At 62.7% G+C, this 24,962-nt stretch carries 21 protein-coding genes; 9 read left to right on the forward strand and 12 right to left on the reverse strand.

What is annotated here, in order from left to right:
* Window positions 1-52 precede the first annotated feature (52 nt).
* Window positions 53-1,219, forward strand: coding sequence for an SMP-30/gluconolactonase/LRE family protein (locus IVA98_RS16020; RefSeq protein ID WP_247301368.1), 1,167 nt, complete (start codon window positions 53-55; stop codon window positions 1,217-1,219).
* A gap of 93 nt (window positions 1,220-1,312) precedes the next feature.
* Here the strand turns inward: IVA98_RS16020 and ppc are convergent, their stop codons facing one another.
* From ppc to IVA98_RS16040, 4 genes are all read right to left on the reverse strand, one after another.
* Window positions 1,313-4,111 carry a phosphoenolpyruvate carboxylase gene (ppc, locus tag IVA98_RS16025; RefSeq protein WP_247301370.1) on the reverse strand — a complete coding sequence of 933 codons (2,799 nt, stop codon included), beginning with the start codon at window positions 4,109-4,111 and terminating at the stop codon, window positions 1,313-1,315.
* Between the two features lie 1,088 nt (window positions 4,112-5,199).
* Window positions 5,200-6,108 (reverse strand): alpha/beta hydrolase, encoded by a 909-nt coding sequence (locus tag IVA98_RS16030; protein WP_247336447.1) that lies wholly within the window; start codon window positions 6,106-6,108, stop codon window positions 5,200-5,202.
* An 80-nt stretch (window positions 6,109-6,188) separates the two neighbouring features.
* Window positions 6,189-6,632, reverse strand: a complete 444-nt coding sequence (locus IVA98_RS16035) for a cache domain-containing protein (RefSeq protein WP_247336444.1) — start codon at window positions 6,630-6,632, stop codon at window positions 6,189-6,191.
* A 160-nt stretch (window positions 6,633-6,792) separates the two neighbouring features.
* Complete coding sequence (locus IVA98_RS16040) at window positions 6,793-7,743, reverse strand: LysR family transcriptional regulator (RefSeq protein WP_247301374.1); 951 nt, start codon at window positions 7,741-7,743, stop codon at window positions 6,793-6,795.
* A gap of 117 nt (window positions 7,744-7,860) precedes the next feature.
* On the opposite strand from IVA98_RS16040, the gene IVA98_RS16045 reads away from it, so the two are divergent.
* Window positions 7,861-8,850 carry a Bug family tripartite tricarboxylate transporter substrate binding protein gene (locus tag IVA98_RS16045; RefSeq protein ID WP_247355179.1) on the forward strand — a complete coding sequence of 330 codons (990 nt, stop codon included), beginning with the start codon at window positions 7,861-7,863 and terminating at the stop codon, window positions 8,848-8,850.
* Window positions 8,850-9,461 (forward strand): dioxygenase family protein, encoded by a 612-nt coding sequence (locus IVA98_RS16050; RefSeq protein ID WP_247355180.1) that lies wholly within the window; start codon window positions 8,850-8,852, stop codon window positions 9,459-9,461. Before IVA98_RS16045 ends, IVA98_RS16050 begins: the two co-directional genes overlap by 1 nt.
* Before the next feature lie 899 nt (window positions 9,462-10,360).
* On the opposite strand, the gene IVA98_RS16055 is transcribed toward IVA98_RS16050, so the two are convergent.
* The 4 genes from IVA98_RS16055 to IVA98_RS16070 form a co-directional block, all read right to left on the reverse strand.
* Window positions 10,361-10,786: a YybH family protein gene (locus IVA98_RS16055; protein WP_247301385.1), complete on the reverse strand. Its 426-nt coding sequence runs from the start codon at window positions 10,784-10,786 to the stop codon at window positions 10,361-10,363.
* A gap of 372 nt (window positions 10,787-11,158) precedes the next feature.
* The gene (locus IVA98_RS16060; protein WP_247301386.1) at window positions 11,159-11,563 is read right to left on the reverse strand and encodes a YccF domain-containing protein; all 405 of its coding nucleotides are present in this window, start codon (window positions 11,561-11,563) and stop codon (window positions 11,159-11,161) included.
* Window positions 11,564-11,716: 153 nt separating this feature from the next.
* Complete coding sequence (locus IVA98_RS16065; protein WP_247355181.1) at window positions 11,717-13,261, reverse strand: acyl-CoA synthetase; 1,545 nt, start codon at window positions 13,259-13,261, stop codon at window positions 11,717-11,719.
* Window positions 13,262-13,387: 126 nt separating this feature from the next.
* The gene (locus tag IVA98_RS16070; protein WP_247301389.1) at window positions 13,388-14,197 is read right to left on the reverse strand and encodes a crotonase/enoyl-CoA hydratase family protein; all 810 of its coding nucleotides are present in this window, start codon (window positions 14,195-14,197) and stop codon (window positions 13,388-13,390) included.
* 105 nt (window positions 14,198-14,302) lie between these two features.
* Between IVA98_RS16070 and IVA98_RS16075 the strand changes: the two genes are divergently transcribed.
* Together IVA98_RS16075 and IVA98_RS16080 are read left to right on the forward strand one after the other, a co-directional pair.
* On the forward strand, window positions 14,303-15,175 hold the full coding sequence (locus tag IVA98_RS16075) for an SDR family oxidoreductase (RefSeq protein ID WP_247301391.1): 873 nt from the start codon (window positions 14,303-14,305) through the stop codon (window positions 15,173-15,175).
* A 138-nt stretch (window positions 15,176-15,313) separates the two neighbouring features.
* On the forward strand, window positions 15,314-16,891 hold the full coding sequence (locus tag IVA98_RS16080; protein ID WP_247301393.1) for a fatty acid--CoA ligase: 1,578 nt from the start codon (window positions 15,314-15,316) through the stop codon (window positions 16,889-16,891).
* 120 nt (window positions 16,892-17,011) lie between these two features.
* Here IVA98_RS16080 and IVA98_RS16085 read toward each other — a convergent pair whose 3' ends face one another.
* Entirely contained in the window at window positions 17,012-18,286 is a 1,275-nt protein-coding gene (locus tag IVA98_RS16085; RefSeq protein WP_247336431.1) for an acyl-CoA dehydrogenase family protein, read from the reverse strand.
* A gap of 211 nt (window positions 18,287-18,497) precedes the next feature.
* On the opposite strand from IVA98_RS16085, the gene IVA98_RS16090 reads away from it, so the two are divergent.
* Window positions 18,498-19,277 (forward strand): enoyl-CoA hydratase-related protein, encoded by a 780-nt coding sequence (locus tag IVA98_RS16090; RefSeq protein WP_247301395.1) that lies wholly within the window; start codon window positions 18,498-18,500, stop codon window positions 19,275-19,277.
* A 113-nt stretch (window positions 19,278-19,390) separates the two neighbouring features.
* Here the strand turns inward: IVA98_RS16090 and IVA98_RS16095 are convergent, their stop codons facing one another.
* The 3 genes from IVA98_RS16095 to IVA98_RS16105 are packed head-to-tail and all read right to left on the reverse strand — an operon-like array spanning window position 19,391 to window position 21,542.
* Complete coding sequence (locus IVA98_RS16095; protein WP_247301397.1) at window positions 19,391-19,768, reverse strand: DUF6285 domain-containing protein; 378 nt, start codon at window positions 19,766-19,768, stop codon at window positions 19,391-19,393.
* Window positions 19,769-19,770: 2 nt separating this feature from the next.
* On the reverse strand, window positions 19,771-20,757 hold the full coding sequence (locus IVA98_RS16100) for a phosphotransferase family protein (RefSeq protein ID WP_247301399.1): 987 nt from the start codon (window positions 20,755-20,757) through the stop codon (window positions 19,771-19,773).
* Window positions 20,754-21,542, reverse strand: coding sequence for an enoyl-CoA hydratase/isomerase (locus tag IVA98_RS16105; RefSeq protein WP_247301400.1), 789 nt, complete (start codon window positions 21,540-21,542; stop codon window positions 20,754-20,756). The genes IVA98_RS16100 and IVA98_RS16105 overlap by 4 nt, the downstream gene beginning before the upstream one ends.
* A 168-nt stretch (window positions 21,543-21,710) precedes the next feature.
* Between IVA98_RS16105 and IVA98_RS16110 the strand changes: the two genes are divergently transcribed.
* The 3 genes from IVA98_RS16110 (at window position 21,711) to IVA98_RS16120 (ending at window position 24,621) form a co-directional block, all read left to right on the forward strand.
* A complete protein-coding gene (locus tag IVA98_RS16110) occupies window positions 21,711-22,490 on the forward strand; it encodes an SDR family NAD(P)-dependent oxidoreductase (RefSeq protein WP_247301401.1) in 780 nt (259 codons plus the stop codon).
* A gap of 105 nt (window positions 22,491-22,595) precedes the next feature.
* Window positions 22,596-22,976 (forward strand): VOC family protein, encoded by a 381-nt coding sequence (locus IVA98_RS16115; protein WP_247301402.1) that lies wholly within the window; start codon window positions 22,596-22,598, stop codon window positions 22,974-22,976.
* A 367-nt stretch (window positions 22,977-23,343) separates the two neighbouring features.
* Window positions 23,344-24,621 (forward strand): acyl-CoA dehydrogenase family protein, encoded by a 1,278-nt coding sequence (locus tag IVA98_RS16120; protein WP_247301404.1) that lies wholly within the window; start codon window positions 23,344-23,346, stop codon window positions 24,619-24,621.
* The last annotated feature ends 341 nt before the right edge of the window (window positions 24,622-24,962 follow it).

A 24,962-nucleotide genomic window follows, 5' to 3' on the forward strand; every position in this document is an offset into this window, starting at 1 on the left:
GCCCGATTGCAGGCGGATGGTTTTCCTCCCAACAAAAAAATGGGAGGCGACTATGACGAAACCACTGACCATTTCTGCCGAATCCAGCGAACCCTCTCTCGCGCGCCGCACCCTGTTGAAGGGCGCGGCGGCCGCAGTCGCGGCGACGGGCGTTACCATGAACGCGGCCTTGGCAGCCTCCGTCGCGCCCTTGGGCCAGACAGGCGCGCCGACGAGATCGACGGCGCCGTTGCCTTTGGGACCACTGCCGGGCAGCCGCTATCCGGACTCCCACCTGGAATCCACCAAGAAGGGGCCGCCATCCTTCGGGCCCTCCGGCTTTCCGGCCTTCGCCGGCACCATGGCCGTCGAGCGGGTCGCCACCGGCTTCCGCTGGGCCGAGGGTCCGGTGTATTTCGCCGCCGGGCGCTACCTGTTGTTCAGCGACATTCCGAACAACCGCATCATGCGCTTCTCCGAGGATGACGGTCACCTCAGCGTCTACCGTCAGCCCTCGATGAACTCGAACGGCAACACCATCGATCGCGAAGGACGTCTGATCACATGCGAGCATAGCGGTCGGCGCGTGACTCGGACCGAACTCGACGGCTCGATCACCATCATCGCCGACAAGTTCAACGGCAAGCGATTGAACTCGCCCAACGATGCGGTGGTGACGGCCGATGGCGCGATCTGGTTCACCGATCCTGCCTACGGGATCGGCGGCTTCTATGAAGGGATCAAGGCCGAGCCCGAGCAGGACAAGAAGAACGTCTACCGGGTCGATCCGAAGTCCGGAGAGGTCAAAGTCGTCGTCGACGATTTTGTGGAGCCCAACGGGCTCGCTATCTCGCCGGATGAGAAGAAGCTCTACATCTGCGACACCGGGTTCACCGATGGGCCGGACAACCCGTCCCATATCCGCGTGTTCGATCTCGACGTGGCCGGGGGAAAGGTGTCGAACAGCAAGGTCTTCGCTGACATGCCAAAACCGAGCATCACCGACGGCGTCCGCTGCGACACTGAAGGACGGGTTTGGTGTTCGGTGGGCTGGGGCGACCCGAACGAAGACGGCGTGCGCTGCTATACGCCATCGGGCGAATTGCTCGGCAAGATCCATATTCCGGAAACAGTCGCCAATCTGTGCTTCGGCGGCCAGCAGCGAAACAGGCTCTATATTTGCGGCTCGACATCGCTCTATGCCGTCTACACCAGCGTGCAGGGCGCGATGAAGCCGTGAGATAGTGCCGTCATTCCGGGGCGGCTCGAAGAGCCGAACCCGGAATCTCGAGGTTCCGGGTTCGATGCTTCGCATCGTCCCGGAACGACGAGGTCACCCCGTATTCCGCAAGCCCGCCGAGATGCCGTTGATCGTGAGCTGGATCCCGCGCAGCACCTGCTCGTCCGGGTTCTGCGCGCGATGCTCCTTCAAGAGCTCGACCTGGACGTGGTTGAGCGGATCGAGATAGGGGAAGCGGTGGCGCACCGAGCGCTCCAGCAGCGGGTTGCTTTGAAGCAACCGATCCTGGCCCATGATGTCGAGCAGCGTCTCGATGCAGGAATGCCATTCGCGGCGGATGCGGCCGAAGATTTTTTCGCGCAGGGCTTCGTCCGGCACGAGCTCGGCATAGCGCGAGGCGATCGCGATCGAGCTTTTCGCCAGCACCATGTCCATGTTCGAGAGCAGCATGCGGAAGAACGGCCACTCCTGGTAGAGCTCCTTCAGGAACGGCATGCCCTTGTCGGGATGCTCGGCGATCCACTGCTCGACCGCGCTGCCAAAACCGTACCAGCCCGGCAGCATCAGGCGGCATTGCGCCCAGGAGAATACCCACGGGATGGCGCGCAAATCCTCGATCGCGCGCGTCTTCTTGCGCGAGGCCGGGCGGCTGCCGATGTTGAGCGTCGCGATCTCGTTGATCACGGTCGATGACCAGAAGTAGTCGACGAAGCCATCGGTCTCGTAGACGAGGCCGCGATAAGCCCTGAAGGCAAGTTTCGACAATTCGTCCATCGCGGTCAGATATTCGCGGCGCGGCGCGCTCTGGCGCGGATTCAGCAGACTCGCCTCCAGCGTCGCCGCAGCGAGGATCTCCAGATTGTTGCGACCGACCTCGGCGTTGGAATATTTCGACGAGATGATCTCGCCCTGCTCGGTGATGCGGATCTGGCCGTTCACCGCTCCGCCGGGCTGCGCGATGATGGCATCATAGCTCGGACCACCACCGCGGCCGACCGAGCCGCCGCGGCCGTGGAACAGGCGCAGGCGCACGCCGTGACGCTCGAACACGTCGACGAGACCGATCTCGGCCTTGTAGAGCTCCCAGCCCGAGGTGACGAAGCCGCCATCCTTGTTGCTGTCGGAATAGCCGAGCATGACCTCCTGCACGCAGCCGCGGCTGTCGACGAGGCGGCGGTAATCGTGCAATGACAGCATGCGGTCCATGATGCTGCTGGAGGCCTGTAAATCCTCGATGGTCTCGAACAGGGGGACGATATTGATGGCGCTGCGGCCGGAGGGATGGACGAGGCCGACCTCCTTGAGCAGCACCGCGACCTCGAGCATGTCCGACATGCCCTTGCACATCGAGATGATGCATTGGGGAATCGCGTCCGAACCGAACTTCGCATGCGCTTCCGCGGCGGCATGGAACACGTTGAGCTCGCCCATGGTCTCGTCGCTGTACTTGACGAATGGCGAGACCAGCGCGCGCGTCGAGCGTAATTCGTTGGTGAGCAGCGAAATGCGGGCGTCCTCGCCGAGCGCGAGATAGGACATGCCGGGGTTGGCAGCATCTATCAGCTCGGCAATGGTGCGCTCATGCACGGCAGAGTTCTGGCGGATGTCGAGCCGCGCCAGATGGAAACCGAAGCAATCCACCGCGCGCCGGAGCAGCCGCAGCCGGCCGCGGGCGATGACGCGGGCGTTGTTCGAGATCAGCGAGCGGTGCAGCACGTCGAGATCGGCCTGCAGCTCCCGGACGCTCTCGTAAGGCTTGCCCTTGCCGACCGGCCGCCGCGTGATCTCGACTTCCAGCTTTTCGGCGGTCGCGGTGAGGCGCGCATAGATGCCGGAGACCGCGAGGCGATAAGGCTCGCCGCTTCGGTGCGGCGAAGTATCCGGCGAGCGCTCCGCCAGCGTGCGCAGCTCCTCGGAGACATCGGCGAGATGCGCGGCGATCGACAGCTCGGAGCCGAGCACGTGCAGCTCGTTGAGATAGAACTGCATCACCCGGCTCGACTGCAACCGCAGCGTGCCGCGCATGACGTCGGCGGTGACGAAGGGATTGCCGTCGCGGTCGCCGCCGATCCAGCTGCCCATGCGCAGGAACGAGGCGAGCTCGCCCGCCGCCTGCTCGCCGCCCTCCTGCAGCCGATCTTCGAGCGCGTTGATCAGGCGCGGCACCTCGCGCAGGAAGGTGTAGTCGTAGAACGCCAGGCCGTTGGCGACCTCGTCGAGCACCGTGAGCTTGGTCCGCCGCAAAAGGTTGGTCTGCCACAGCGTCAGCACCTCGCGGCGCAGCTGCTCGTCGCTGGCGGCGGCCTCCTCGGCGGTCAGGGCGACGCGCTCGCGGCGATCGAGCAGGGCTGCGATCTCCATCTCGCGGTCCATGGTGCTCTTGCGGCGGACCTCGGTCGGGTGCGCGGTCAGCACCGGACTGACCAGTGCGGTCTTGAAGAAATTGCGCAGCGCGTCGGGGCCGATGCCCGCCGCCTTGGCATGGGCGAGCGTTTCCGCCAGCACGCCGGAGCCGCCGTTCTTGCCCGCAGTGCGGGCGCGCATCTGCCGGATGTTGTTCTGGTCCTCGGCGATGTTGGCGAGATGGGAGAAATAGCTGAAAGCGCGGACGATCCGCACGGTCTCGGAGATCGACATGCCATCGAGGATCTGCTCGAGCTCGCGGCGGGCGAGCCGGTCCTCGTCGCGGTGAAATCGGATCGAGGTCTGGCGGATCCGCTCGACCAGATCGAACAATTCGGCGCCCTCCTGGTCGCGCACGGTATCGCCCAGGATGCGCCCGAGCAGGCGGATGTCGTCCCGCAGCCGGGCCTCGGCCTCCATGGCCTGGACGTCCTCGGGACGGTTGGGGCGATGCTCGGTGGCGTCGGATGGTATGGTCTGGAGGGACATGGCTCGCTCCTTGGTTCGAGCTCGCTTGGATGCCCGGCAGGAGCGAGTGTGCGATATTTTTCTGCCGCAGTGCAAGATGAACTTGGTGGCGGCGCGGCAACATGGCTGACCGTGGCAGGGATGGGTCTCGCAGAGCGGCGCGCACACACGTTCTCGCGCTCGCGGCGCAGGGCCCGAGGTTTGCTATCCGTCTTCACCCTCATCGAGAAGGAAGAGAGGGCGCAGGGAAGGCCGGGCGCCGGCTGGCACCCAGGGTCCGCACGCGAAAAACGCACGCGGGGTGACCACAGGTGACGCCGGGACATCCCCGGCCTTCCCTGCGCAATGGTTTTACGGCCTATGGCGCGCTCTCCTCGGGGAGCGATGCACTATTGCCCCCGTCGCCTTGCGGATCAAAGATGCACGCGCCCGGTCGGGCCGCTTCACCACCGCAAGCCTTGACGCACAGACCCCCGGCGTCAGGACCACACGCTTTTGCCGTCCGCGGACGTCCCTCCCAAACCCATTCGGAAGCTCGCGCGTGCTCGCCCCCGAACTCGAAAGGAAACGCTGTGACCGCGCCGTGTCGATCCCGCGGATCGCGATGGCTCACAGGCCTAGCCCGCCCTGCCACCTCGTCACGCGCCGGCGCTGCCGCGTCCATCGCATCCCGGCCGACGTATCGTGACGATCGCGAAACGTCCCTTTGACGGGCCGGGATGTTTTGCGGTTTACCCGAAAACACGAATTCGGTCAATCGGAATTTTTCCGTCCCCTGCCCTTGACTTACATGTGGCGTGATTTGCCCGCCTGGCAACGCGAGTAATTATGCGAAGGCGTTGGAGCGTGTCCGAACTGGGCACCCCGACTGCTCGTGATTCGTCGCTCTGCCTACTTGGGGGTGGCCAACCAACGGTGGCCGGAATGCCGGGCCCGACCTAAACGGTATTCTCGGAGTTGGTCACTACGGGCCAGTAGCGGCCATCATCGTTAACCGAAAGATGCCCGAAGTTTACGCGGCGTGCCGCAGCCCCGCACCATAAAGCCCAATGCGCGAACGGGGCGCGATGTGAATTCGTCCGCCGCCGATGATCGCTAATCAGACGCGACTATTTCAGTCCCTTTACAAACGCGAGGATTGTATCTGTAAGAGTCGTGTCTTCCGTATTCACTGAGTAAATTTCCGACATGTGGCTATGGCCTTTCAGCACCGCAAACGTTTGACAGTGATTGTTAGCACACATCGCAGTCTTCAGAGTTTCTGCTTGATCGATGTAGTACGGAACATCAATTTCTCCGCGCACGACTAACAATGGCAGCTTTGATTGGGCCAAGCCATTTAGCGAGGATCGCTCCCGCCATAATTCGGTATCCGCGCCGAAATAGGATTTCTGCCCCGCCACTTCGATTTGGGGACGAAGGTCATATGTGCCGGACACAAGTATTGCACCGACGACCACGGGCACGGCTGCGCGCGCTAGGTAACTGCCGACGTGCGATGCCCCGGCAGAGTGCCCCATCAGAAAAATGCGATTTGGATCGCCCCCGTAGTCCCGGATTTTCTCCTTTGTCCATGCCACTGCCGACGCGACATCGGCCGCCGCCGCGGGCCAGGGATAGTCGGGCGCGAGGCGGTAGGTCATGTTGACTCCGACCATGCCATTCTTCGTCGCCCACAACATGACATTGTCATAGTAGGGGCTTGAGCCGGCGCGCTTGTCGCCCCTCTCGTATCCGCCGCCGTGAACGAAGATGAGAACGGGACGAGCCTCGGGGGTCGTTGCCCGAAACACGTCCAGCAGATTTCGCTCGTGTTGGCCGTACTTGATGTTTCGATCGACTGTTACGTTTTCATACGGCTCTTTCGCTTGCAGCGGCGCGTACAACTTCCCGGTTTCGGGAGCATTTATCACAGCGCCCATTGCCTTAACCGCCTCAGCTTTATCCGGAGGCATTGGACCCGCCGAGGCTGACTGAAGGCTGAGCAACATGGTTGTAATAGCAATAGACCGACGCATTTCCGACACCTCAAAATGGATTGCAGGATAATCTTCTTGAAAGGCAGGACCCTCAGCGCAAAATCCAGACGGCACTCGACCTATGGTGAGCACCCTACAAGACAAATGTATCCCGCGATTTTCGTAACGAAAGCGACCTTCGAAACGGGTGTTTTGTCAGCACCGGGACGTGGCGAGAGATAGCTGACTTCTGAAAAAAGTCCCTCTTGGGCGCGCGCCAGTTCTTCCCTATACGGCTTGCCCGAGGCGTCTTTACTATCCTTCTGAACAAGGCCGAGGCGCGCACGGTTGGGATTGGCCACCATCTTGCCGTCCGGGCCCGCGCAGGTCGGATACAAGTCTCGGTCGCTGAAGCTCGGGTCGCTCTTATTGATTTTTTCGATTGTTGCAGCCGGGTCGGCCTTAATGCCGGAGACGACCCTTTCAAGCATGGCGCGCGCCTCACTTGCGGTGCCGTACTGTTGGCCAATGGCTGCTTGGATGAACAGGACTGAGGCGACGCCAGAAAGAATGATCCTAATCATTGTTCGCCCTCTACTAAGATAATGAATTCAATCCCTTTCCCTTCGCAGTTTCGAATCGGCCTGTCGAGATGCAAATTTGTGCTTGCGCTGCGCGTTTGATGGCGACCGGAAAAGTCCGCTGTGGGACCATTAGCGGAAGTGCATCGCCTGAATTTGCCGGTCAGGGTGTTCGCTTGCCAGCGAGCGGCTTGGCTATCTCCAGCGCGCAGTCGATGAATAGCCGCCGCGCTGGATTGGGAGTTCGGCCCTTCAGCGTGATGATTCCGATCGGCCACATCTGCGCAGGCATTTCGACGGGCAAGATTTTCATCGACAGCCGCTTGGCGCTGAAATGCAGCATCGATGCCGGAAGAAAGCTCAGGAAGCGCTCCGATGACAGCAATGCCGACTGCATGAGGATCGAGTACACGGTCACGCTGGGCCGCGGCACCTCGAGTGCGGACGCGTGAAATGCATTGGCAATCCAGCCGCCCGGAAAACTTTCGCGCGGTGGCAGGCACCAGCGCTCGTTGACCAACTCGGCGAGGCGGATCTTGCGCCGCTGCACCCACGGATTGTTCAAGCCTGCAACGACGACGCCGCTTTCGTGCAACAGCTCCCGCACATCGGTGTCAGCAGCGGGCGCCGGGCTCGGCAGCCGTCCGATCATCAGATCGATATCGTGGTTGCGCAGATGCCGATCCTGAAGCTCCGGCGGTTCGCCCTCGATGATATGAAGCGCGAGCCTCGGATATTGCCGGGATAGCCGATCGATGATGGCAGGCAGCAGGCCAGCCATCACAGGTTCTGTACTGCCGATGCGCAATTCGCCGGTTGTCGGATCAGCCAGCGCTTGCAGCTCGTCCACGCCACTGCGCAAATCGTTGCTCAGGGCGATGCTACGTTTGAGCAACGCCTCGCCATAAAGCGTAGGCGCCACCCCGAGACGGCTTCGCTCGAGGAGCGGAAGGCCAAGCGTTTGCTCGAGGCTCGCGATCATCTTGGAAATGACGGGCTGCGAAATGGCAAGGTGCTCGGCCGCCTTCGCCATGCTCCCGTGCTCGACGACAGCGATGAAGACATTCAGCTGCCGCAGCTTGATACGCTGACTAATCTGGGATGCGTCGAACATGCGACCCTTTCCGAAACGGAATAGAAGGATCGGAAAATAGAACTTTCCATATATAGGTATCAGGAACAAGCTGCAAATCGATAGTGACTTCTCACTTGCGAGTTTTGGAGCAGCACCATGTCGGAGACACCGCACTTCCGCTTGCCCCGTCGCACGTTCCTGCTGGGGGCCCTTGCAGCATCGTTGTCGGCCCATCAGGTCGCCGCGCAACCCTATCCATCCAACCTCATTCGAATTGTCGTCCCGACGAGTGCCGGCACGCCGCCCGATATCATCAGTCGCCTGGTGGCCGATGGACTTGCGGCCAACGAAGGTTGGCGGCTCGTCGTGGAAGATCGGCCGGGCGCTTTGCAAACCATCGCAATGAATGACGTAAGCGGCCGTCCGGCGGACGGCTATACGCTGCTCACCATGAGCTTGCCAATGATGGTCACTCCGACCCTGCTTCCGAAGGCAGAGACACGACCCGACGCGGATTTCGATCCGGTCGTCAAGATATCGACGTCCTATACGGTGCTCGTCACCACGCCATCGTTGTCCGTCAATTCCCTGCCCGAACTGGTCGCGCTGCTCAAGAGCAAGCCCGGGAAACTCAACTTCGCGTCCGCTGGCTTCGGCACACCTTCGCACCTGATCGGCGAGATGTTCGCATTGCAGGCCGGCGTGCACGCCACCCACGTACCCTATCAGCAGTTTTCGCAGGCTATCGCCGATCTGATCGGCGGCAACGTTGAATACATGTTCGTTACCACGCTTCCGGTCATCGACCTCATCGAGACCGGCAAGCTGCGCGCCCTCGCCGTCACCGCGACTGCGCGGATCGCCGCCCTCAAGAACGTTCCCTCGGTGGCCGAAGCAGGCTTTCCAGATCTCGTGACGGCCGATTGGATCGGCTTTGCCGCCAGGCGAGGCACGCCCGCGGAGATCACCTTGCAGCTCAACAAAGCGATCAACAAGGTTCTTGCTGAGCCTAAAATCCGCGCTTCGCTCGACAAGATAGGAGCCGTACCCGTCGGCGGCACCGCCGCAGAATTTGGCGATGGAATCCGGTCCGATGTTGCCCATTGGGCCAAGATCGTCAAGGACGCGGACATCAAGCTACCCTAATGAGCGATGCCGGACCCAAAGGCCGGACGGGCCGCCGCGATGAAGCAGCATTTGCGATCACGCCGCCGCAGATCGTCGGCCCGTTCTATCCAATTCGGGAGCGTCCCGATCTGGCAACCAATCTGGCGCGCCCAATGGGCAGCGCCGCCGAGGCGCAGGGCCAGCTCATCTATGTCAGGGGGCGCGTGCTCACTCCTTCTGGAAAGCCGGTGCCGCATGCACTCATCGAAATCTGGCAAGCAAACGCTGCAGGGAAATATCGTCATCCGAGCGATATGAACCCAGCGCCGGTCGATCCCAATTTCAAGGGCTTCGCGCGCCTGACCGCAGACGCGTCCGGCTGCTACAGTTTTCGTACGATAAAACCGGGCCGCTATCCGACGGCAGAAGGCGAAATCAGGCCGCCGCACATTCACCTCACCGTCGAGGGCCGGTTCGATCGCCTGGTAACCCAGCTCTATTTCGCGGGCGAAGCCGAAAACCTGGCCGACCGCTGGCTCAACGCGGCTCCGCACCCCGACCGGCTGATCGTCAACTTGCAAGAGCCGCCATCCCACCTCGAGAAGCACGCGATGGTCGCGGATTTCGACATAATCTTGGCCAGCGGATGATGGCGGTGTAGGCGGGCCTCCAAGTCGGGCTTTGGTACCGCCCGGCAAACGGTCTGCTGTCCCTCCAATGCCCGACATTCACCTCTCGTTGCTGCGCTCCTTGCCGGCGAGCGAACTGAGAGTGCGGATTATTCGGAGACTTCAAGCCCGGTGCCTTGAGGTCGCCCGAGCAGGCATTTCATTCCGGCGGTTCCACCGTCCGTCGAAGTAGCTGATCGCAACCTGTACACCCAGGAGGGTAGCAGGCGACCCGCTCCGCCCAAACAATCACTGCCGCGTGAATGAGACCGATCGGCGCGGCGACGAAGTCAGCCGGAAACAAACTCGGCTTAGCGTCCTCACTGACCTGCAAAAGGAGCGACGGCCATGATCGGCGCAACTTGGAATCGCAAAGGACGCACGCTCGTCATCGCAAATTGCGTGGCCGCCACGGCTGTTTTATTGGTCGTGGCCGCTGCTCCCCGGCCTGTCTCGAGTGCCGCCCTCGGCAGTGAATGGCAATGTAGCAAGTCGGCGTTTGTTTTAACGACGTGCCGTCCAGCGTCTGAAGATGATGTGACGCGAAAGCCGCCGGCGGAACCGCCGACCTTAAACGAACAGACCGGCGCCGGCTTGGGTGAACTTCACGTAGGTGTCACTCTCGTGCAACTCGAGCCAGCCCCGCTCGATCGCGAACTTGAAGCCGGCACGATACTCCGCTGCCATCGCCTTATCGCCGAATAGGAACGGGCCGTTGAACTTCTCGATGTGAATCCGGCCTCATGGTGGACCCGCGCCGAGACTTTCTCGATCTCGTGCGCAGATAGCTGTTGCCTTGCCTCACTGAGCAGACCGAGCCGGACCTCCATGACACGGGCCGTGACTTCGCCCAATAACGGACATGTACGCCGACGGGCGGCCTACTTGCCCTCGTTCCATATGTCGGTGGCGAGCTTCCAGTCATTTCCGACCTTTTCCCAAACAACGACGTACTTCCCGGTCACTTCCTGCGGTGTCGGCCCTTTGGTCTTCAGAGCAAACGTGCCGATCTCGCGTGCCGCCGAAGGGCCGAGCGACTTCACGTCAACAGTTGTGAGCTTCGGGTCGCTGACTTGATCCGCCATGCCTTTCCACATTACTTCGATGGCTGCTCGGCCCTGCACCATCGAGGAGCCGGGCGGCATCGCGATCGCATCAGCGCTATAGAGCGAGCCGATACCGGAGAAATCGCCCTTGTTGAAGAATTCAATAAATTTGGTGTTGATCGCTTCAATCTCGGACTTCTGGGCCAAAGCCGGAGCCGCCAGCGAGACCACGAATACCATCACCAGTACGATGTTGCGCATGATCATCTCCAACTCAAAGTACGATTCGATTGCAGCGCGGGTGTGTTGCCCACAGCGGAGGCGTCGAATGCCACATCCCAGACCGGGTTTGACAAAACAGCAACTCCGGGGAATTACCGTAAGAAGTATTGACGAACTGAGTACGACGTGGCGCCCTAGCCAACTCACTCGGTCCTGAGAGCGACGAGAGTGATTGCTCCTTGCAGTGGCGGCCCGCGCGGACGAGATGACGCGCTGTATCGCCAGCGTCGATGCGGAGCGAACAGTTTTCCGATCTTGGTTGAGGTCCGAGTTAGGTCATCAACCGACGACGCCCGCAAGCTGGGCCACTTCCGCTCTGCCGCCGGAGGCCGACATTGATGGGTCGACGGCCTAAGCCGGCACGATCACTTTGCCGATCGGCCACAGCGCGATGCCTGCGAGCTTCAAATGCGCCCAGGCGAAGGGGATGCCGATGATGGTCACGGCGAGAACCAGGGCGGTGAGGAGATGGCCGAGCGCCAGCCACCAGCCGGCGAGCACGAACCAGATGACGTTGCCGATCACCCCGAGCGGGCCGGTGCCGATATCGCTCATCCCGGTGACCTCGTCGCGCCGCACCGCCCTCGAGCCGAATGGCAGCAGTGTGTAGACGGCAATATTGAAGGCCGCCCGCGCCCAGGGCAGGCCGATGATAGTGATGGCCATGATGACCGCGGCGATCAACCAGCCGAACGCCATCCAGGCGCCGCCGATGAGGATCCAGAGCAGGTTGAGCAGGATGGAAACGGGAGCCATGGGATGATCCGATGGTGGATGACGCCGTCTATATAGGTTCGAAATCTGTCTCTGCGAAGACGGCTCGATACCCACAAAACGAAGCCCGGACGCGCGAAGCGGACATCCGGGACCCTGGCTCTCAGTCTCCCGGGTATCGGCTCGCTCAGCCGGCTAGATCTTGCGTCCGGCCTGCTCCCAATAGGGATCGCGCAGGCGGCGCTTGAAGATCTTTCCCGAATCTTCGCGCGGCAGCCCGCTGCGGATCTCGATGTGCTTCGGCACCTTGTAGTCGGCGAGCGAAGCCTTCAAGCGCGCCCGCACATCGGCGGCCTCGAGCGTGATGCCTACTTGCGGTTCGACCACCGCCATCAGCGCCTCCCCGAACTCGGCATCGGGGATGCCGAACACGGCGCAATCATGCACGCAAGGCACTGCGTGCAGCACGGATTCGATCTCGGCCGGATAGATGTTGACGCCGCCTGAGATCACCATGTCCCGCTTACGGTCGCAGATGAAGACGTAACCGTCCTCGTCGATGTAGCCGACATCACCGGAGGTGATGAAGCCATCGCGGTCGATCTCGGCGCGCTTCTCCGGCTTGTTGTGGTAGGTGAAATCGGCCATCCCAGCCATGCGCGAATAGATCTCGCCGACTTCGCCCACCGGAAGCACGCGGCCGTCATCCCCGATGAAGCGCAATTCCGCGCCGGGCGAGATCCTGCCGACCGTGCCGGGCTTCTTCAGCGCATCCTCCGAGGTTGCGAAGGTGACCGCGCTGGACTCGGTCGAGCCGTAGAATTCGTAGATCACCGGTCCCCACCATTCGATCATGGCGCGTTTGACCTCGGCTGGGCATGGCGCGGCCGCATGGATGACGTGGCGCAGCGAGGAGACGTCGTATTTCCTGCGCACCTCTTCCGGCAGCTTCATCAGGCGGATGAACATGGTCGGCACCATGAAGATGGTGTCGATCCTGTATCGTTCGATGAGTTCGAGAAATTCTTCGGCTTCGAAGCGCGGCATCAGCACCAGTGCGCCGCCGAGCTTGCCGGCGCGGATGCCGAAGGAGTTGGGCGCGGAATGATAGAGCGGGCCCGGCAGCAGCGCGCGGGCGCCGGGCTTGAGGCCGTAGATCATCGCGCGCATGCGCTCGCCGGCAGCCTGCTGCTCCGGCGTCGGCGCATTGCGGCGGACGCCCTTGGGATGGCCTGTTGTCCCCGAGGTGTAGATCATGCTCATCGGCTGCGGCACGACCGGGCCGTCATAGGGCTGGTGCTGGGCGAGCCAAGACTCGAAATCCATGGCGAACTCCGGAGTCTTCAGATGATCTGGATCGATCTTGTAATTGGACAGGATTTCCGGCGGCGTCGGCACGCTGAGCACGGTGACGCCGTTCGGTATGGCACCGCGCAAGGCATGCAGCATGTCGGCATGTCCGATCAGCACGGAGGTGCCGGTATCCTCCAGGATGTAGTTGATCTCCTCCGGCTTGAAGTGCCAGTTGATGGGCACGCCATAGGCGCCGAGCCGCATCGCAGCATAGGCGGCCTCCAGGAAGGCGATGTCGTTGCGCATCAGCATGCAGACGCAATCACCTGGCTTGACGCGGAGCTCGGCGAGGCCACTCGCGATGCGGTCGGCACGGTCAGCGACCTCGGCATGAGAGCGGCGACGGTTGCCGGAGACGATGCCCAGGAATTGAGACGGTTCGCTCATTTGTTCTTCTTCTTGTTCAAAGTCGCCCCTCATGGTGAGGAGGCGCAAAGCGCCGTCTCGAACCATGAGAGCCCGTGGCCCATCCCTCGAGACGCCGCTGCGCGGCTCCTCGGGATGAGGTCTGTGCTAATCCGCAAACTTCGGCGCGCGCTTCTCCAGATTGGCCCGCACCGCCTCGGTCTGGTTCGCGCTGCCGATCAGCTTCTGCTGCTCGACGGATTCGGCGAGCAGCGCGGGGCCCGGATCGATCGAAAGATTGTTGAGCAGGCGTTTTGCGGCACGGATCGCGTCGGGGCTCTTGCCAGCGACCTCGCGCGCGGCTTCCAGGGCCGCTGCGCGCGGATCGTCGCAGATGCGGGTGGCGAGGCCGTAAGTCATCGCCTCCTGCGCGGAGAAGATGCGTCCGGTATAGGTGAGATCGCGCAGGATGTCGTCGCGCACCAGGCTTGCCAGGATCGGCGTGCCCGCCATGTCGGGCACGAGGCCCCATTTGATCTCCATGATCGACATCCGCGTATCGGGTGCGAGGAAGCGCATGTCGGCGCCGAGCGAGAGCTGGAAGCCGCCGCCGAAAGCAACGCCGTGGACGGCCGCAATCACAGGCACCGGAAGCTGACGCCAGCCCCACACCGCGGCTTGCGGAAAGTTTGCCTGCCCATGCGTGCGCTTGGTGAGGTCACGATTTTCGCCACCCGGAATTCCGTTGCCGCCCTTCTCCTTCATGGCGGCAAAACGCCCCATGTCGAGGCCGGCGCAGAAAGCACGGCCCTCGCCGGACAGCACGACGACGCGCACGCCCTTTTCCTTCGAAAGCCGCTCGGTCGCAGCGACAAGGGCCTCGAACATGGCCTGATCCAGCGCATTCATCTTGTCGGCGCGCATCAGGCGCACGTCGGCGACGCCGTCCGAGATCGAGATCGAGACGCGCTCTTCCATGGATGAATTCTCCCCTGTTCTTGTTCAGTGCCGCTTTACAGGACGCTGGCAGCCGGATTTAGTCAATCGACCAATTAACTGACAATCCCTACGAGGGAAACACCCATGTTCAAGGAAAATCTTCTGGCCGGACGCCGCATTCTCGTGACCGGCGGCGGCACCGGGCTCGGCAAGTCGATGGCGGCGCGCTTCCTCCAGCTCGGCGCCGAGGTGCACATCTGCGGCCGACGCAAGATCGTGTGCGACGAGACCGCGACCGAATTGATGGATCTCTATGGCGGCCGCGTCACCAGCCATGGTGTCGACATCCGCAACGCGCTCGCGGTCGAGGAGATGATCGAGACCATCTTTCGCGACGGCCCCCTCACCGATCTCATCAACAATGCTGCCGGCAATTTCATCTCGCGCAGCGAGGAGCTCTCGCCGCGCGGCTTCGATGCCGTCGCCAACATCGTCATGCACGGCACGTTCTACGTCACGCAGGCGGTCGGCAAGCGCTGGATCGCCTTGAAGCAGCCCGGCAATGTCGTCTCGATCACCGTGACCTGGGTGCGCAACGGCTCGCCCTACGTGGTGCCATCGGCGATGAGCAAGTCGGCGATCCACGCCATGACGATGTCGCTCGCCACCGAATGGGGTCGCTATGGCATCCGCCTCAACACCATCGCGCCGGGCGAAATCCCGACCGAAGGCATGAGCAAGCGGATCAAGCCCGGCGACGAGGCCGGCGCGCGCACCAAGGCGATGAACCCGATGGGCCGCGTCGGCACCATGGAGGAACTGCAGAACCTCGCGGTGTTCCTGATCTCCGGCGGCTGCGACTGGATCAACGGCGAGACCATCGCCATGGACGGCGCGCAGGCGCTCGCCATGGGCGGCAATTTCTACCAGCTCCGCGACTGGAGCGACGACGACTGGAAAGCCGCGCGCGAGAGCATCATGGCGCAGAACGAGAAGGATCGGGCCAAGCGGGGATGATCTCCCTCGTGCCCCGGACAGCGCAGCGCAAGAGGCGCTGCGTCCGGGACAGGAAACCGCGGTCGATTTGTCCCGTCTTGTCTTCACCCGCGGATGACGCCACACTCTGTGGCATAAGAACAAGACGACGGGAGAAACATGCCCACACAGCCTCTGGCCAATCTCGCCGACATGGTGCGCGAGCGTGCGAAAAGCCGCGGCAATGCCATTGCCTACGAGTTCGAGGGCCGCCTCACCAGCTTCGCCGAATTCGACGTCAACACCAACAAGGTCGCCCACGCGTTGATCGCAATGGGCGTGAAGAAAGGCGACCGCATCGCCTATCTCGGCAAGAACAGCGACATCTATTTCGAGCTGCTGATGGGCGCCATGAAGGCCGGTGTGGTGATGGCGCCGGTGAATTGGCGGCTCGCGGGACCCGAGGTCGCCTTCATCGTCGAGGATTGCAAGGCGCCGGTGCTGTTCGTCGGACCGGAGTTCATCGCGCTCGTTCGCCAAATCAAGGATCAGTTGCCGGGCGTGCGCACAATCATCACCACCGAAGGCGGCGCGCCGGAATGGCAGGATTTTGCGGCCTGGCGGGACGCGCAGAGCGGTGACGATCCGAAGCTCGCGATCGACACAAAGGATATCGCGATCCAGCTCTACACGTCGGGTACGACCGGCAAGCCGAAGGGCGCAATGCTCTCGCACGCGAACTTTCTCAATCTGGTGCAGACCGGTAATGCCGAGGACAAGCCGGAGTGGAACCGGTGGTCAACCGATGATGTCTCGCTGGTGGCGATGCCGATCTTCCACATCGGCGGCTCGGGCTGGGGCGTAATGGGGCTCTATCACGGCGCCCGCGGCGTAATCGCGCGCGAGTTCGATCCGGCCAAGGTTCTGGACTTCTTCGAGCAGTCCGGGATCACGAAGCTATTCATGGTGCCGGCGGCAATGCAATTCGTGGTGCGGCAGCCGCGCGCGAAGACGGTCGATTTCTCGCGGCTGAAATACATGCTGTATGGCGCCTCGCCAATTCCGGCGGCGCTGCTGAAGGAATGCATCGAGGTCTTCAAATGCGGTTTCGTGCAAATGTACGGCATGACCGAGACCACCGGCACCATCGTCGCGCTGCCGCCGGAAGCCCACGTCGCGGGACTGGAGCGGATGCGCTCGGCCGGCAAGGCACTGCCGGGCGTCGAGATCGCGATCCTGGACGCGGACGGCAAGCCGCTGCCGCCGCGCCAGGTTGGCGAGATCGCGACGCGCTCGGGCTCCAACATGGCCGGGTATTGGAACCTGCCCGAGGCGACCGCCGCTGCGCTTCGTTCCGACGGCTGGCTGCGCACCGGCGATGCCGGCTACATGGACGAGGACGGCTATCTCTATATCCACGATCGCATCAAGGACATGATCATCTCGGGCGGCGAGAACATCTACCCGGCCGAGGTCGAGAGTGCGTTGTGCGATCACCCTGATGTCGCGGAAGCCGCCGTGATCGGCGTGCCTGACGACAAATGGGGCGAGGTGGTGAAGGCTATGGTGGTCATGAAGCCTGGCAAGCAGGCCACAGCCACCGACATCATCAACTTCACTCGCGAGCGCATCGCTGGCTACAAGACGCCCAAGAGCGTCGAGTTTCTGCCGGCGCTGCCGAGGAATCCGAGCGGCAAGATCTTGCGGCGCCAATTGCGTGAGCCGTATTGGGCCGGAAAAGAGCGACGGGTGAATTGACCGCGTAGTGCCTTAAGGTGGGCAAAGGCGCAAAGCGCCGTGCCCACCATTCTTCGACGATTGCGGGAGAAGTGGTGGGCACGCTTCGCTTTGTCCACCCTACGACAGCGGTGCAAGCCGCTAATGCTTCCCCGGCCCCATATAGCCGAACAAGAACCCCGCGACCTTCCGCATCTGGATCTCCTCGCTGCCCTCAGTGATGCGATAGCGCCGGTGGTGGCGGTAGATGTGCTCGAACGGCTTGTGGCGTGAGTAGCCCATGCCGCCATGGACCTGCATGGCGCGGTCGGCGGATTCGCAGCAGAGGCGGTTTGCCCAGTAATTGCACATGGAGACGCGGTCAGAGAGCGTGCGCTCAATCTGCTCTTCGGTGAGCTGGTCCATCTCCCAGGCCGTCTTGCGGATCAGAAGACGCAGCATCTCGGCCTGCGTCGCGAGCTCCACCAACGGAAACTGGATCGCCTGGTTCTCGGCCAGTGCCCGGCCGAAGGGTTTTCGCTCACGCGCGTATTTGACGCTCTCGTTGATGCAGTAAACCGCGGCGCCGAGCGAGCTCGCGGCCTGGCGGATGCGGTTCTGGTGCACGAAGCACTGCGCCAAGGACAGGCCGCGGCCGACCTCGCCGAACAGGGCATCCTCAGGCACGAACACGTCCGTAAAGCTGACGCGGGGGTGGTCGGTCGGCATGTTGAAGGTCCACATGTACTCCTCGACCTTGACGCCGTCGCTCTTCGCCGGCACCAGGAAACAAGTGATGCCGCGCGCATCGCCGTCATTGCCGCTCGTGCGCGCAAACAGCGCGCAATGCGTGGCAACATGCATACCTGTCGTCCACATCTTTTCGCCGTTGATGATCCAGCCCTTGACGTTGTCGCGGGTCGCCGGCACGGCGCGCGTCTCCATATGGGTGGCGTCCGAGCCGTGATGCGGCTCGGTGAGGCCAAAGGTGATGCGGTACTTGCCTTTGATCGAGCCGTCGATCATCGCCTTCTGATCGTCGCGGCCGTAGCGGTCGAGCATGGTAACGACGGGGAAATTGCCGACGATGGAATGCTCGTTCTGGAGATCGTTGTGCAGGCCTAACCCCTTGGCGGCAAAATGCTCGCGGATCACGGCCATCCAGAGGTTGGAGCCGTCCTTGCCGCCATATTGCTTCGGCACCGGAAAACGCAGATGACCCGCGGCGTCCGCCAGGTCCTTGGCCTTGCGCAGCAGCGCCTCCCATTCGTGGCGCGGCAGGCCGCCATTCTCGAAATCGGTGCGCGCCCATTCGCGGCGGTGATCGAAGAAGCGGATATTGTCGTCGGCCGCTTCCAGCGGCCTGATCTCGCGCTCGATGAAACGGTCGAGCTCTCCGAGATAGGCGACCAGATCGTCAGGTAATGAGAAATCCAAGGCTTCTCTCCCGGAATGATTTTTCGTTTTGCGTTAAGGCGCTAGGCGCATTCTTGCTTCACACGATTAAGCGGAGAAGAGCGCATCCAAGTCAAGCAAGCCGAGACGTGTGAGGCACGCAAGGCGCGCTTGCGCAATTCGATGGTGCTCAAGCGCACCCGCGCGCTAGTATGACGACAATATTCCTTCACAAGAAAATGCGGGAGCGATCATGGAGCTGAAATTTTCCAAGGTGGAACGCAAGGGCCCGATCACGATCGTCACGCTGTCGCGGCCCGAGGTCTACAACGCGCTGCACACGGACGCGCATTTCGAGCTCAACAAGGTCTTCGACGATTTCTCGACCGATCCCGAGCAATGGATCGCGATCGTCACCGGCAGCGGTGACAAGGCGTTCTGCGCCGGCAACGATCTGAAGTGGCAGGCCGCGGGCGGCAAACGCGGCTGGGACAAGGGCGGCTTTGCGGGCCTGACCTCGCGGTTCGACTGCGACAAGCCGATCATCGCCGCCGTGAACGGCGTCGCGATGGGCGGCGGCTTCGAGATCGCGCTGGCCTGCGACCTCATCATTGCCTCGGAGAATGCCACCTTCGCCCTGCCCGAGCCGCGCGTTGGCCTGGCCGCGCTCGCCGGTGGCCTGCACCGGCTGCCACGGCAGATCGGCCTCAAACGCGCCATGGGCATGATCCTTACCGCGCGGCATGTCAGTGCCAAGGAGGGCCTCGAACTCGGCTTCGTCAACGAGGTGGTGCCGCAGGGCGAAGCACTCAGCGCCGCGCTGCGCTGGGCCGAGATGATCACCAAGAACTCGCCGATGTCGATCCGGGCCTCGAAGCAGGCAATCCAGAAGGGGCTTGGTGTCTCGCTGGAACAGGCGATCGAGCAGCAGCGGGAGTATCCGGCGGTGAAGGCGATGGTGGCGTCGCAGGATTACATCGAGGGCCCGAAGGCGTTTGCGGAGAAGCGACCACCGAAATGGGTGGGGAAGTAACGAGTCTTTCCGCCGTCATTGCGAGGAGATCTTGCGACGAAGCAAATCCAGAGACCGCCTTCGTGGAAAGACTCTGGATTTGCTTCGCTGCGCTCGCACTGACGGGGAGAGAGCTACCCGCCTCGCGACAGCTCTCGCTTGTATGACGCGTAATTCGGCTGATCGACTGCGAGCTTGTCCATCGTGGTCTGCCAGAGGTGCTCGGCAAGGCCCGGCGTTGCGAGATCGATCTCGCCTTTGGCGATGCGCATCGCAAGAGTGCGGTTGAGGTCGATCAATGAACCGTCCATGCCGAGCAGCGCGCGCAGCCGCTCCACCTCCGCCGCATCGCTGCCCTCCTCCCGCGTCAGCTGCCGTGTCACGAGATCGAGGATGTTGATGGCGACGCGCAGCTTGAAGGCCTGGTGGCCTGAGATCAGCGGCGTGATGTCATTGCGCAAGAAATCGGCGACTGACTTTGTCAGCTCGATCGGCGTGGGTTCGTCCTGCATGGTCAACTCCCGCGCGGCGCCAGCAGCCGCAATAGATCGATCTCGGTCTCGGAGGCGCGGCGTCCGATCATGGCGCGCTCCATGGAATGGTCGGGCCCCTCGCGAAACCGCTGCATCATGCCGCCGCACATGATGCCCCAGCGCAGCGTGCCCATTACTTCCCAGAATTTCACGCGCGACGGATCGACCTTGCGGCCCGCGGCCTCATAGCCCGCAAACAGCTCCTCGCGCGAGCCGAAGCCGCCGACCGGCTTGTCGATCTCGCCGAAACGCCACGAGTTGACGCAGACCCAGCCGAGATCCTCCATGGGATCGCCGAGATGGGCGAGCTCCCAGTCCAGCACGGCACGGATACCGTCGGCGCCGATGATGAGATTGCCGTTGCGGAAATCGCCATGTACCAGCGTCTCCTCCGCCGACGGACCGGGATCGTGCTCGCGCAACCAGCGCAGCGCCAGCTCGAACACGGGCTTGGGCCAGTTCAGGCTGCGATAGTCGCGCTCGAACTCATCGATCTCCTTCGCCGCGGTCATGCGGCGCAGCTCCGGCAGCTTACCCAGCGGCAGCTTGTGCAAACCGGCGAGCACACCGCCGATCTGCCGCGCCAGCAGTGGCCGTGCGGCTGCGAACTCCTCATCGCGCAAAATCTTGCGGGCGATGGTTTCGCCCTCGACCCGCTGCATGATGAAGCCGGTGCCGAGATCGTCCTCCGGCGTGAGCACATGCATCACGCGCGGCGACGGCAGGCTTGCCTCGTAGGCGAGTTGCATCAGCTGGGCTTCAGCGGCGAGGCCCGCCGCGCGCGTTGGCGCGGCGCCATAGCCTTTCGGCGAGCGGCGCAGGATTGCGCCTATCAGCCCATCGGGATGCACGATATCGAAGCGCCACGTTTCCTGACTGGCGCCGCCGGAGAGCTTGGCCGCACCGGCGACGCCGGTCGCACCGGTGCACCAGCGCGCGACGCTGCGGGAAAGCTCCGCCTCGATCATTTGCCTTTGAACTGCGCCGGGCGCTTCTCCAGGAACGCGCCGACGCCTTCGCGGAAGTCCTCGGTGTCGCCCGCTCGGAGCTGGCACTGGAATTCGAGGTTGAGCTGATCCTCGAAGGAATTTTCCGGGCTGTCCCAATAGAGTTTGCGGATCAGCGACAGCGCCACGGTCGGGCCGCTGGCGAGTTCGCGTGCGAGCTTCATCGCCTCCTCCATCAGCACGCCGTCATCATAGACACGGTTGACGAGGCCCCATTCCAACGCCTTCTCGGCCGGCAGCCGCTCGCCCATCAGCGACAATTCGATCGAGCGCGCCCGACCGATCAGGCGCGGCAAGAGCCAGGTGGAGCCGCAATCCGGCACGAGACCGATGCGGCGGAAGGCTTGCAGGAAATAGGACGAGCGCGCGCACAGGATCATGTCACCGAGCAGCGCGAAGCTCATGCCGGCGCCGGCGGCGGGACCGTTGACCGCGGTCACGATCGGGCAATGCAGGTTTCGGATGCGGCGCAGGAACGGATGAAAGCCGGTCTCGAGCGTCAGGCCGGCCTTGGTCTTCTTCGACTGGTTGTTGCGGCCCTGGAGATTTGCGCCGGTGCAGAACGCCCGCCCCGCGCCGGTCAAAACGACGCAGCGCACCTCATCCTTCTTCTCCTCGATCGCGTCCAGCGCTTCGGCAAGACCGCCCAGCATGTCCACGGAGACTGCGTTCATCACCTCCTGATGGTCGAGCTTGAGGATCGCGACCGAACCATCGAAATCGAGCGTGACGTGTTTGAACTGCATGGTTTCCTCGTCAGCTTGCCGGCCTGTGTCAGTTTCGCAGACCGGAATTTGTTTTGCCGGGGCGCATATTTGATTTTTGGCGCGGTCTTGTCCATGGTGATCGGAGCATAGCAAGCAATCTTGCGCGCAGCGGCTGATCCGCCGCAGGCCAAAAACGGGAAACGCGCCATGAACCTTTTCGACCTTTCCGGCCGCGTCGCCGTGATCACCGGCGGCAATGGCGGCATCGGGCTCGGCTTTGCGCAGGCGCTCGCCGGCCAGGGCTGCAACGTCTCGGTCTGGGGCCGCAATGCTGACAAGAACAAGGCTGCTGCCGCGAGCCTGGCCGGCCTTGCCGGCAAAGTTGACACCCGCGTCTGCGACGTCACCGATCCGGCCTCGGTCGATGCTGCGATGAAGGCGACGCTCGACGCGTTCGGCCGGGTCGACGGCTGCTTTGCCAACGCAGGCATCGGTGGCGGCGGGCGGCGCTCGTTCATCGAGCGGACCGAACAGGAATGGCGCACGATGTTTTCGACCAATCTCGACGGCGTATTCCACGCGTTCCAGGCTGCGGCAAAGCACATGACCGAGCGTGCCAATGCCGGCGACCCCTTCGGCCGGCTGGTTGCGACCTCGAGCCTCGCCTCGATCTTCGGCACCGCGCGCAACGAGCATTATGCGGCGACCAAGGCCGCCATCAACGCGCTGGTGCGTGCGCTCGGTGTCGAGCTCGCGCGTTACGGGGTCACCGCGAACGCGATCCTGCCGGGCTGGATCAAGAGCGACATGACCGCGGGGCTCATGGCCAACGACAAGTTCGTCGCCAACGTGATGCCGCGCATTCCGGTGCGGCGCTTCGGCGAGGCATCCGATTTCGGCGGCATTGCCGTGTATCTGATGAGCAAGGCGTCGTCGTATCACACCGCCGATACGTTCGTGATCGACGGCGGCTATACGGCGTTTTGATTTCGTAACCCGGATGGAGTGCAGCGCAATCCGGGACAACCAAAAGCAAACAACCCGGATCTCGCTGCGCTCCGTCCGGGCTACAAACTCGGAGGAAATTGGCAAATGTTCTCGCACGTGATGATCGGCACCAACGATCTCGACAAGGCCAAGACGTTCTACGACAAGCTGCTCGGCACGCTCGAGGTGCGGCCGGCCAGGGTCGACGGTCATCGCATCTTCTACATCACCAAGACCGGTGTGTTCTCGGTGTCGAAGCCGATCAACGGCGAACCGGCGACCTGCGCGAATGGCGGCACGATCGGCTTTGCCTGCAATTCGCCGGAGCAGGTCGAGGCTTGGCACGCGGCCGGTGTCGCGGCCGGTGCGACCTCGATTGAGGATCCGCCCGGTGTCCGCCAGGGACCGGGCGGCAAGCTCTATCTCGCTTATTTGCGCGACCTCGACGGCAACAAGATCTGCGCGATGCATCGGATGCCGAACTAGGTCTGGGCCACAACCACAATTGTCATGCCCCGGCTTGCCGTCTCCGCTGAAGCTTCGCCGGCCGAGAGCGCTTGTAGGCCCGGCGTAGCCTAGTAGCGGAGCCGGGACCGGGGCATCCAGTACGCCGCGGCCTTTCGGTTCAATCACCGCCGTCTCTGGAATACTGGATCGCCCGATTGAATCGGGCGATGACAGCGGAGCTTGTCGCGAGCGCACCGAAACCTCATCACCATTCAAACAACATTTCAAACGCCTTCGCGATATTCCATCGCATGGCATGGCTCTACGTGAAAAATGCGCGCTCGCACTTTGGCGGCGCTGCGACTATTCTTGCGCTCAGCGGAATCCTAGCGCTCCGGGAGGAACAATGACAAAGCACACCTACATTCCCCGCACCACCAACTACACCCTCAATCCCGGCGACGAGCTCAACGACTTGCGCATGTCGGAGCAGGTCCGCCCGCTCTACGACCACGTCAAGAAGTTCATCCGCGAAACCGTCGAGCCGATGTCGATCGAGTTCGCCAAGGCCGGCGAGAGCAAGGAGGATCGCTGGAGCTTTACGCCGAAGCAGCTCGAGGTGCTCGAGAAGGCCAAGAACAAGGCCAAGCAGGAAGGCCTCTGGAACTTCTTCCTGCCCGATGACGAGACCGGTCAGGGCCTGAAGAATCTCGACTACGCCTATATCGCCTCCGAGCTCGGCAAGAGCCCGCTGGCATCCGAGACCATGAATTGCTCGGCGCCCGATACCGGCAACATGGAAGTTCTGGAGCGCGTCGGCACCAAGGAGCAGAAGGAGAAATGGCTGAAGCCGCTGCTCAACGGCGAGATCCGCTCGGCTTACGTCATGACCGAGCCGAACGTCGCCTCCTCCGACGCCAAGAACATCTCGACCACGGCCAAACTCGTCGGCAACGAATGGGTCATCAACGGCGAGAAGTACTACATCTCAGGCTTAGGGGATCCTCGCTGCAAGATCCTCATCGTGATGGTGAAGACCAATCCGGATGCGGCACCGAGCAAGCAGCAGTCGCAGATCCTCGTGCCGCGCGACACGCCCGGCGTCGAGGTGCTCGGGCCCATGTACGTGTTCGGCCAGGACCACGCTCCGCGCGGCCACATGCATATGCGCTTCAATAATGTCCGGGTGCCCAAGGAGAACATCCTGCTCGGCGAGGGCCGCGGCTTCGAGATCTCGCAGCTCCGCCTCGGCCCCGGCCGCATCCATCACTGCATGCGCACCATCGGCAAGGCCGAGAAGGCGCTCGACCTCATGGTGCAGCGCGGCCTCACCCGCGAAGCGTTCGGCAAGAAGATCGCCCATCTCGGCGGCAACATGCAGATCATCGCGCAAGCCCGCTGCGAGATCGAGGCGATGCGGCTGATGGTGCTGAAGGCCGCGAAGGCGATGGACGTGCTCGGCAACAAGGAGGCCCGCGTCTGGGTCTCCATGGTCAAGGCCATGGTGCCGGAGCGCGCCTGCAAGATCATCGACCAGGCTATCCAGATGCACGGCGCCACCGGCATCTCGCACTGGACCCCGCTGGCCGAGATGTATCAGGACGTGCGTCACCTCCGCTTTGCGGACGGTCCGGATGAAGTGCACTGGATGGTGGTGGGACGCCACGAGCTGAGCATGGCGTGAGCCGCGCGGTGCTGTAGGGTGGGCAAAGGCGCGCTCTTCGCGCCGTGCCCACCATCACGCATTGTTACACGAGGCGGTGGGCACGCTTCGCTTTGCCCACCCTTGTATTAGCCTGATCGGTTATGTTGAGCCGTTCCGTGAGGAATGGCCCAGCCCGGGTGGCCGCCCGAGCTGGGTCGCCGTTCGATCGGATCGGTGCCCACCGAAGCCTTGAGGGCTGTCTGGCATAGCAAGATCGCGACCGGCACTTCATCGGGACCCGAATGGTTGAACGAACTTTAGGTTCGCATAACAAGGGAGGGATCGACGAAGATGGCCAAGCATAGCACGGTCTGTGCCGG

Source organism: Bradyrhizobium sp. 160 (genome assembly GCF_023073735.1).
GTDB lineage: Bacteria > Pseudomonadota > Alphaproteobacteria > Rhizobiales > Xanthobacteraceae > Bradyrhizobium.

Bases quoted from the DNA above. Each gene is read 5' to 3' on its own strand.
- IVA98_RS16065 (WP_247355181.1), bottom strand. From the start codon at position 13,261: ATGAGCGAACCGTCTCAATTCCTGGGCATCGTCTCCGGCAACCGTCGC.
- ppc (WP_247301370.1), bottom strand. From the start codon at position 4,111: ATGTCCCTCCAGACCATACCATCCGACGCCACCGAGCATCGCCCCAAC.
- IVA98_RS16080 (WP_247301393.1), top strand. From the start codon at position 15,314: ATGCCCACACAGCCTCTGGCCAATCTCGCCGACATGGTGCGCGAGCGT.
- IVA98_RS16030 (WP_247336447.1), bottom strand. From the start codon at position 6,108: ATGCGTCGGTCTATTGCTATTACAACCATGTTGCTCAGCCTTCAGTCA.
- IVA98_RS16060 (WP_247301386.1), bottom strand. From the start codon at position 11,563: ATGGCTCCCGTTTCCATCCTGCTCAACCTGCTCTGGATCCTCATCGGC.
- IVA98_RS16090 (WP_247301395.1), top strand. From the start codon at position 18,498: ATGGAGCTGAAATTTTCCAAGGTGGAACGCAAGGGCCCGATCACGATC.
- IVA98_RS16115 (WP_247301402.1), top strand. From the start codon at position 22,596: ATGTTCTCGCACGTGATGATCGGCACCAACGATCTCGACAAGGCCAAG.
- IVA98_RS16055 (WP_247301385.1), bottom strand. From the start codon at position 10,786: ATGCGCAACATCGTACTGGTGATGGTATTCGTGGTCTCGCTGGCGGCT.
- IVA98_RS16040 (WP_247301374.1), bottom strand. From the start codon at position 7,743: ATGTTCGACGCATCCCAGATTAGTCAGCGTATCAAGCTGCGGCAGCTG.
- IVA98_RS16110 (WP_247301401.1), top strand. From the start codon at position 21,711: ATGAACCTTTTCGACCTTTCCGGCCGCGTCGCCGTGATCACCGGCGGC.
- IVA98_RS16070 (WP_247301389.1), bottom strand. From the start codon at position 14,197: ATGGAAGAGCGCGTCTCGATCTCGATCTCGGACGGCGTCGCCGACGTG.
- IVA98_RS16105 (WP_247301400.1), bottom strand. From the start codon at position 21,542: ATGCAGTTCAAACACGTCACGCTCGATTTCGATGGTTCGGTCGCGATC.
- IVA98_RS16045 (WP_247355179.1), top strand. From the start codon at position 7,861: ATGTCGGAGACACCGCACTTCCGCTTGCCCCGTCGCACGTTCCTGCTG.
- IVA98_RS16050 (WP_247355180.1), top strand. From the start codon at position 8,850: ATGAGCGATGCCGGACCCAAAGGCCGGACGGGCCGCCGCGATGAAGCA.
- IVA98_RS16035 (WP_247336444.1), bottom strand. From the start codon at position 6,632: ATGATTAGGATCATTCTTTCTGGCGTCGCCTCAGTCCTGTTCATCCAA.
- IVA98_RS16075 (WP_247301391.1), top strand. From the start codon at position 14,303: ATGTTCAAGGAAAATCTTCTGGCCGGACGCCGCATTCTCGTGACCGGC.
- IVA98_RS16100 (WP_247301399.1), bottom strand. From the start codon at position 20,757: ATGATCGAGGCGGAGCTTTCCCGCAGCGTCGCGCGCTGGTGCACCGGT.
- IVA98_RS16120 (WP_247301404.1), top strand. From the start codon at position 23,344: ATGACAAAGCACACCTACATTCCCCGCACCACCAACTACACCCTCAAT.
- IVA98_RS16020 (WP_247301368.1), top strand. From the start codon at position 53: ATGACGAAACCACTGACCATTTCTGCCGAATCCAGCGAACCCTCTCTC.
- IVA98_RS16095 (WP_247301397.1), bottom strand. From the start codon at position 19,768: ATGCAGGACGAACCCACGCCGATCGAGCTGACAAAGTCAGTCGCCGAT.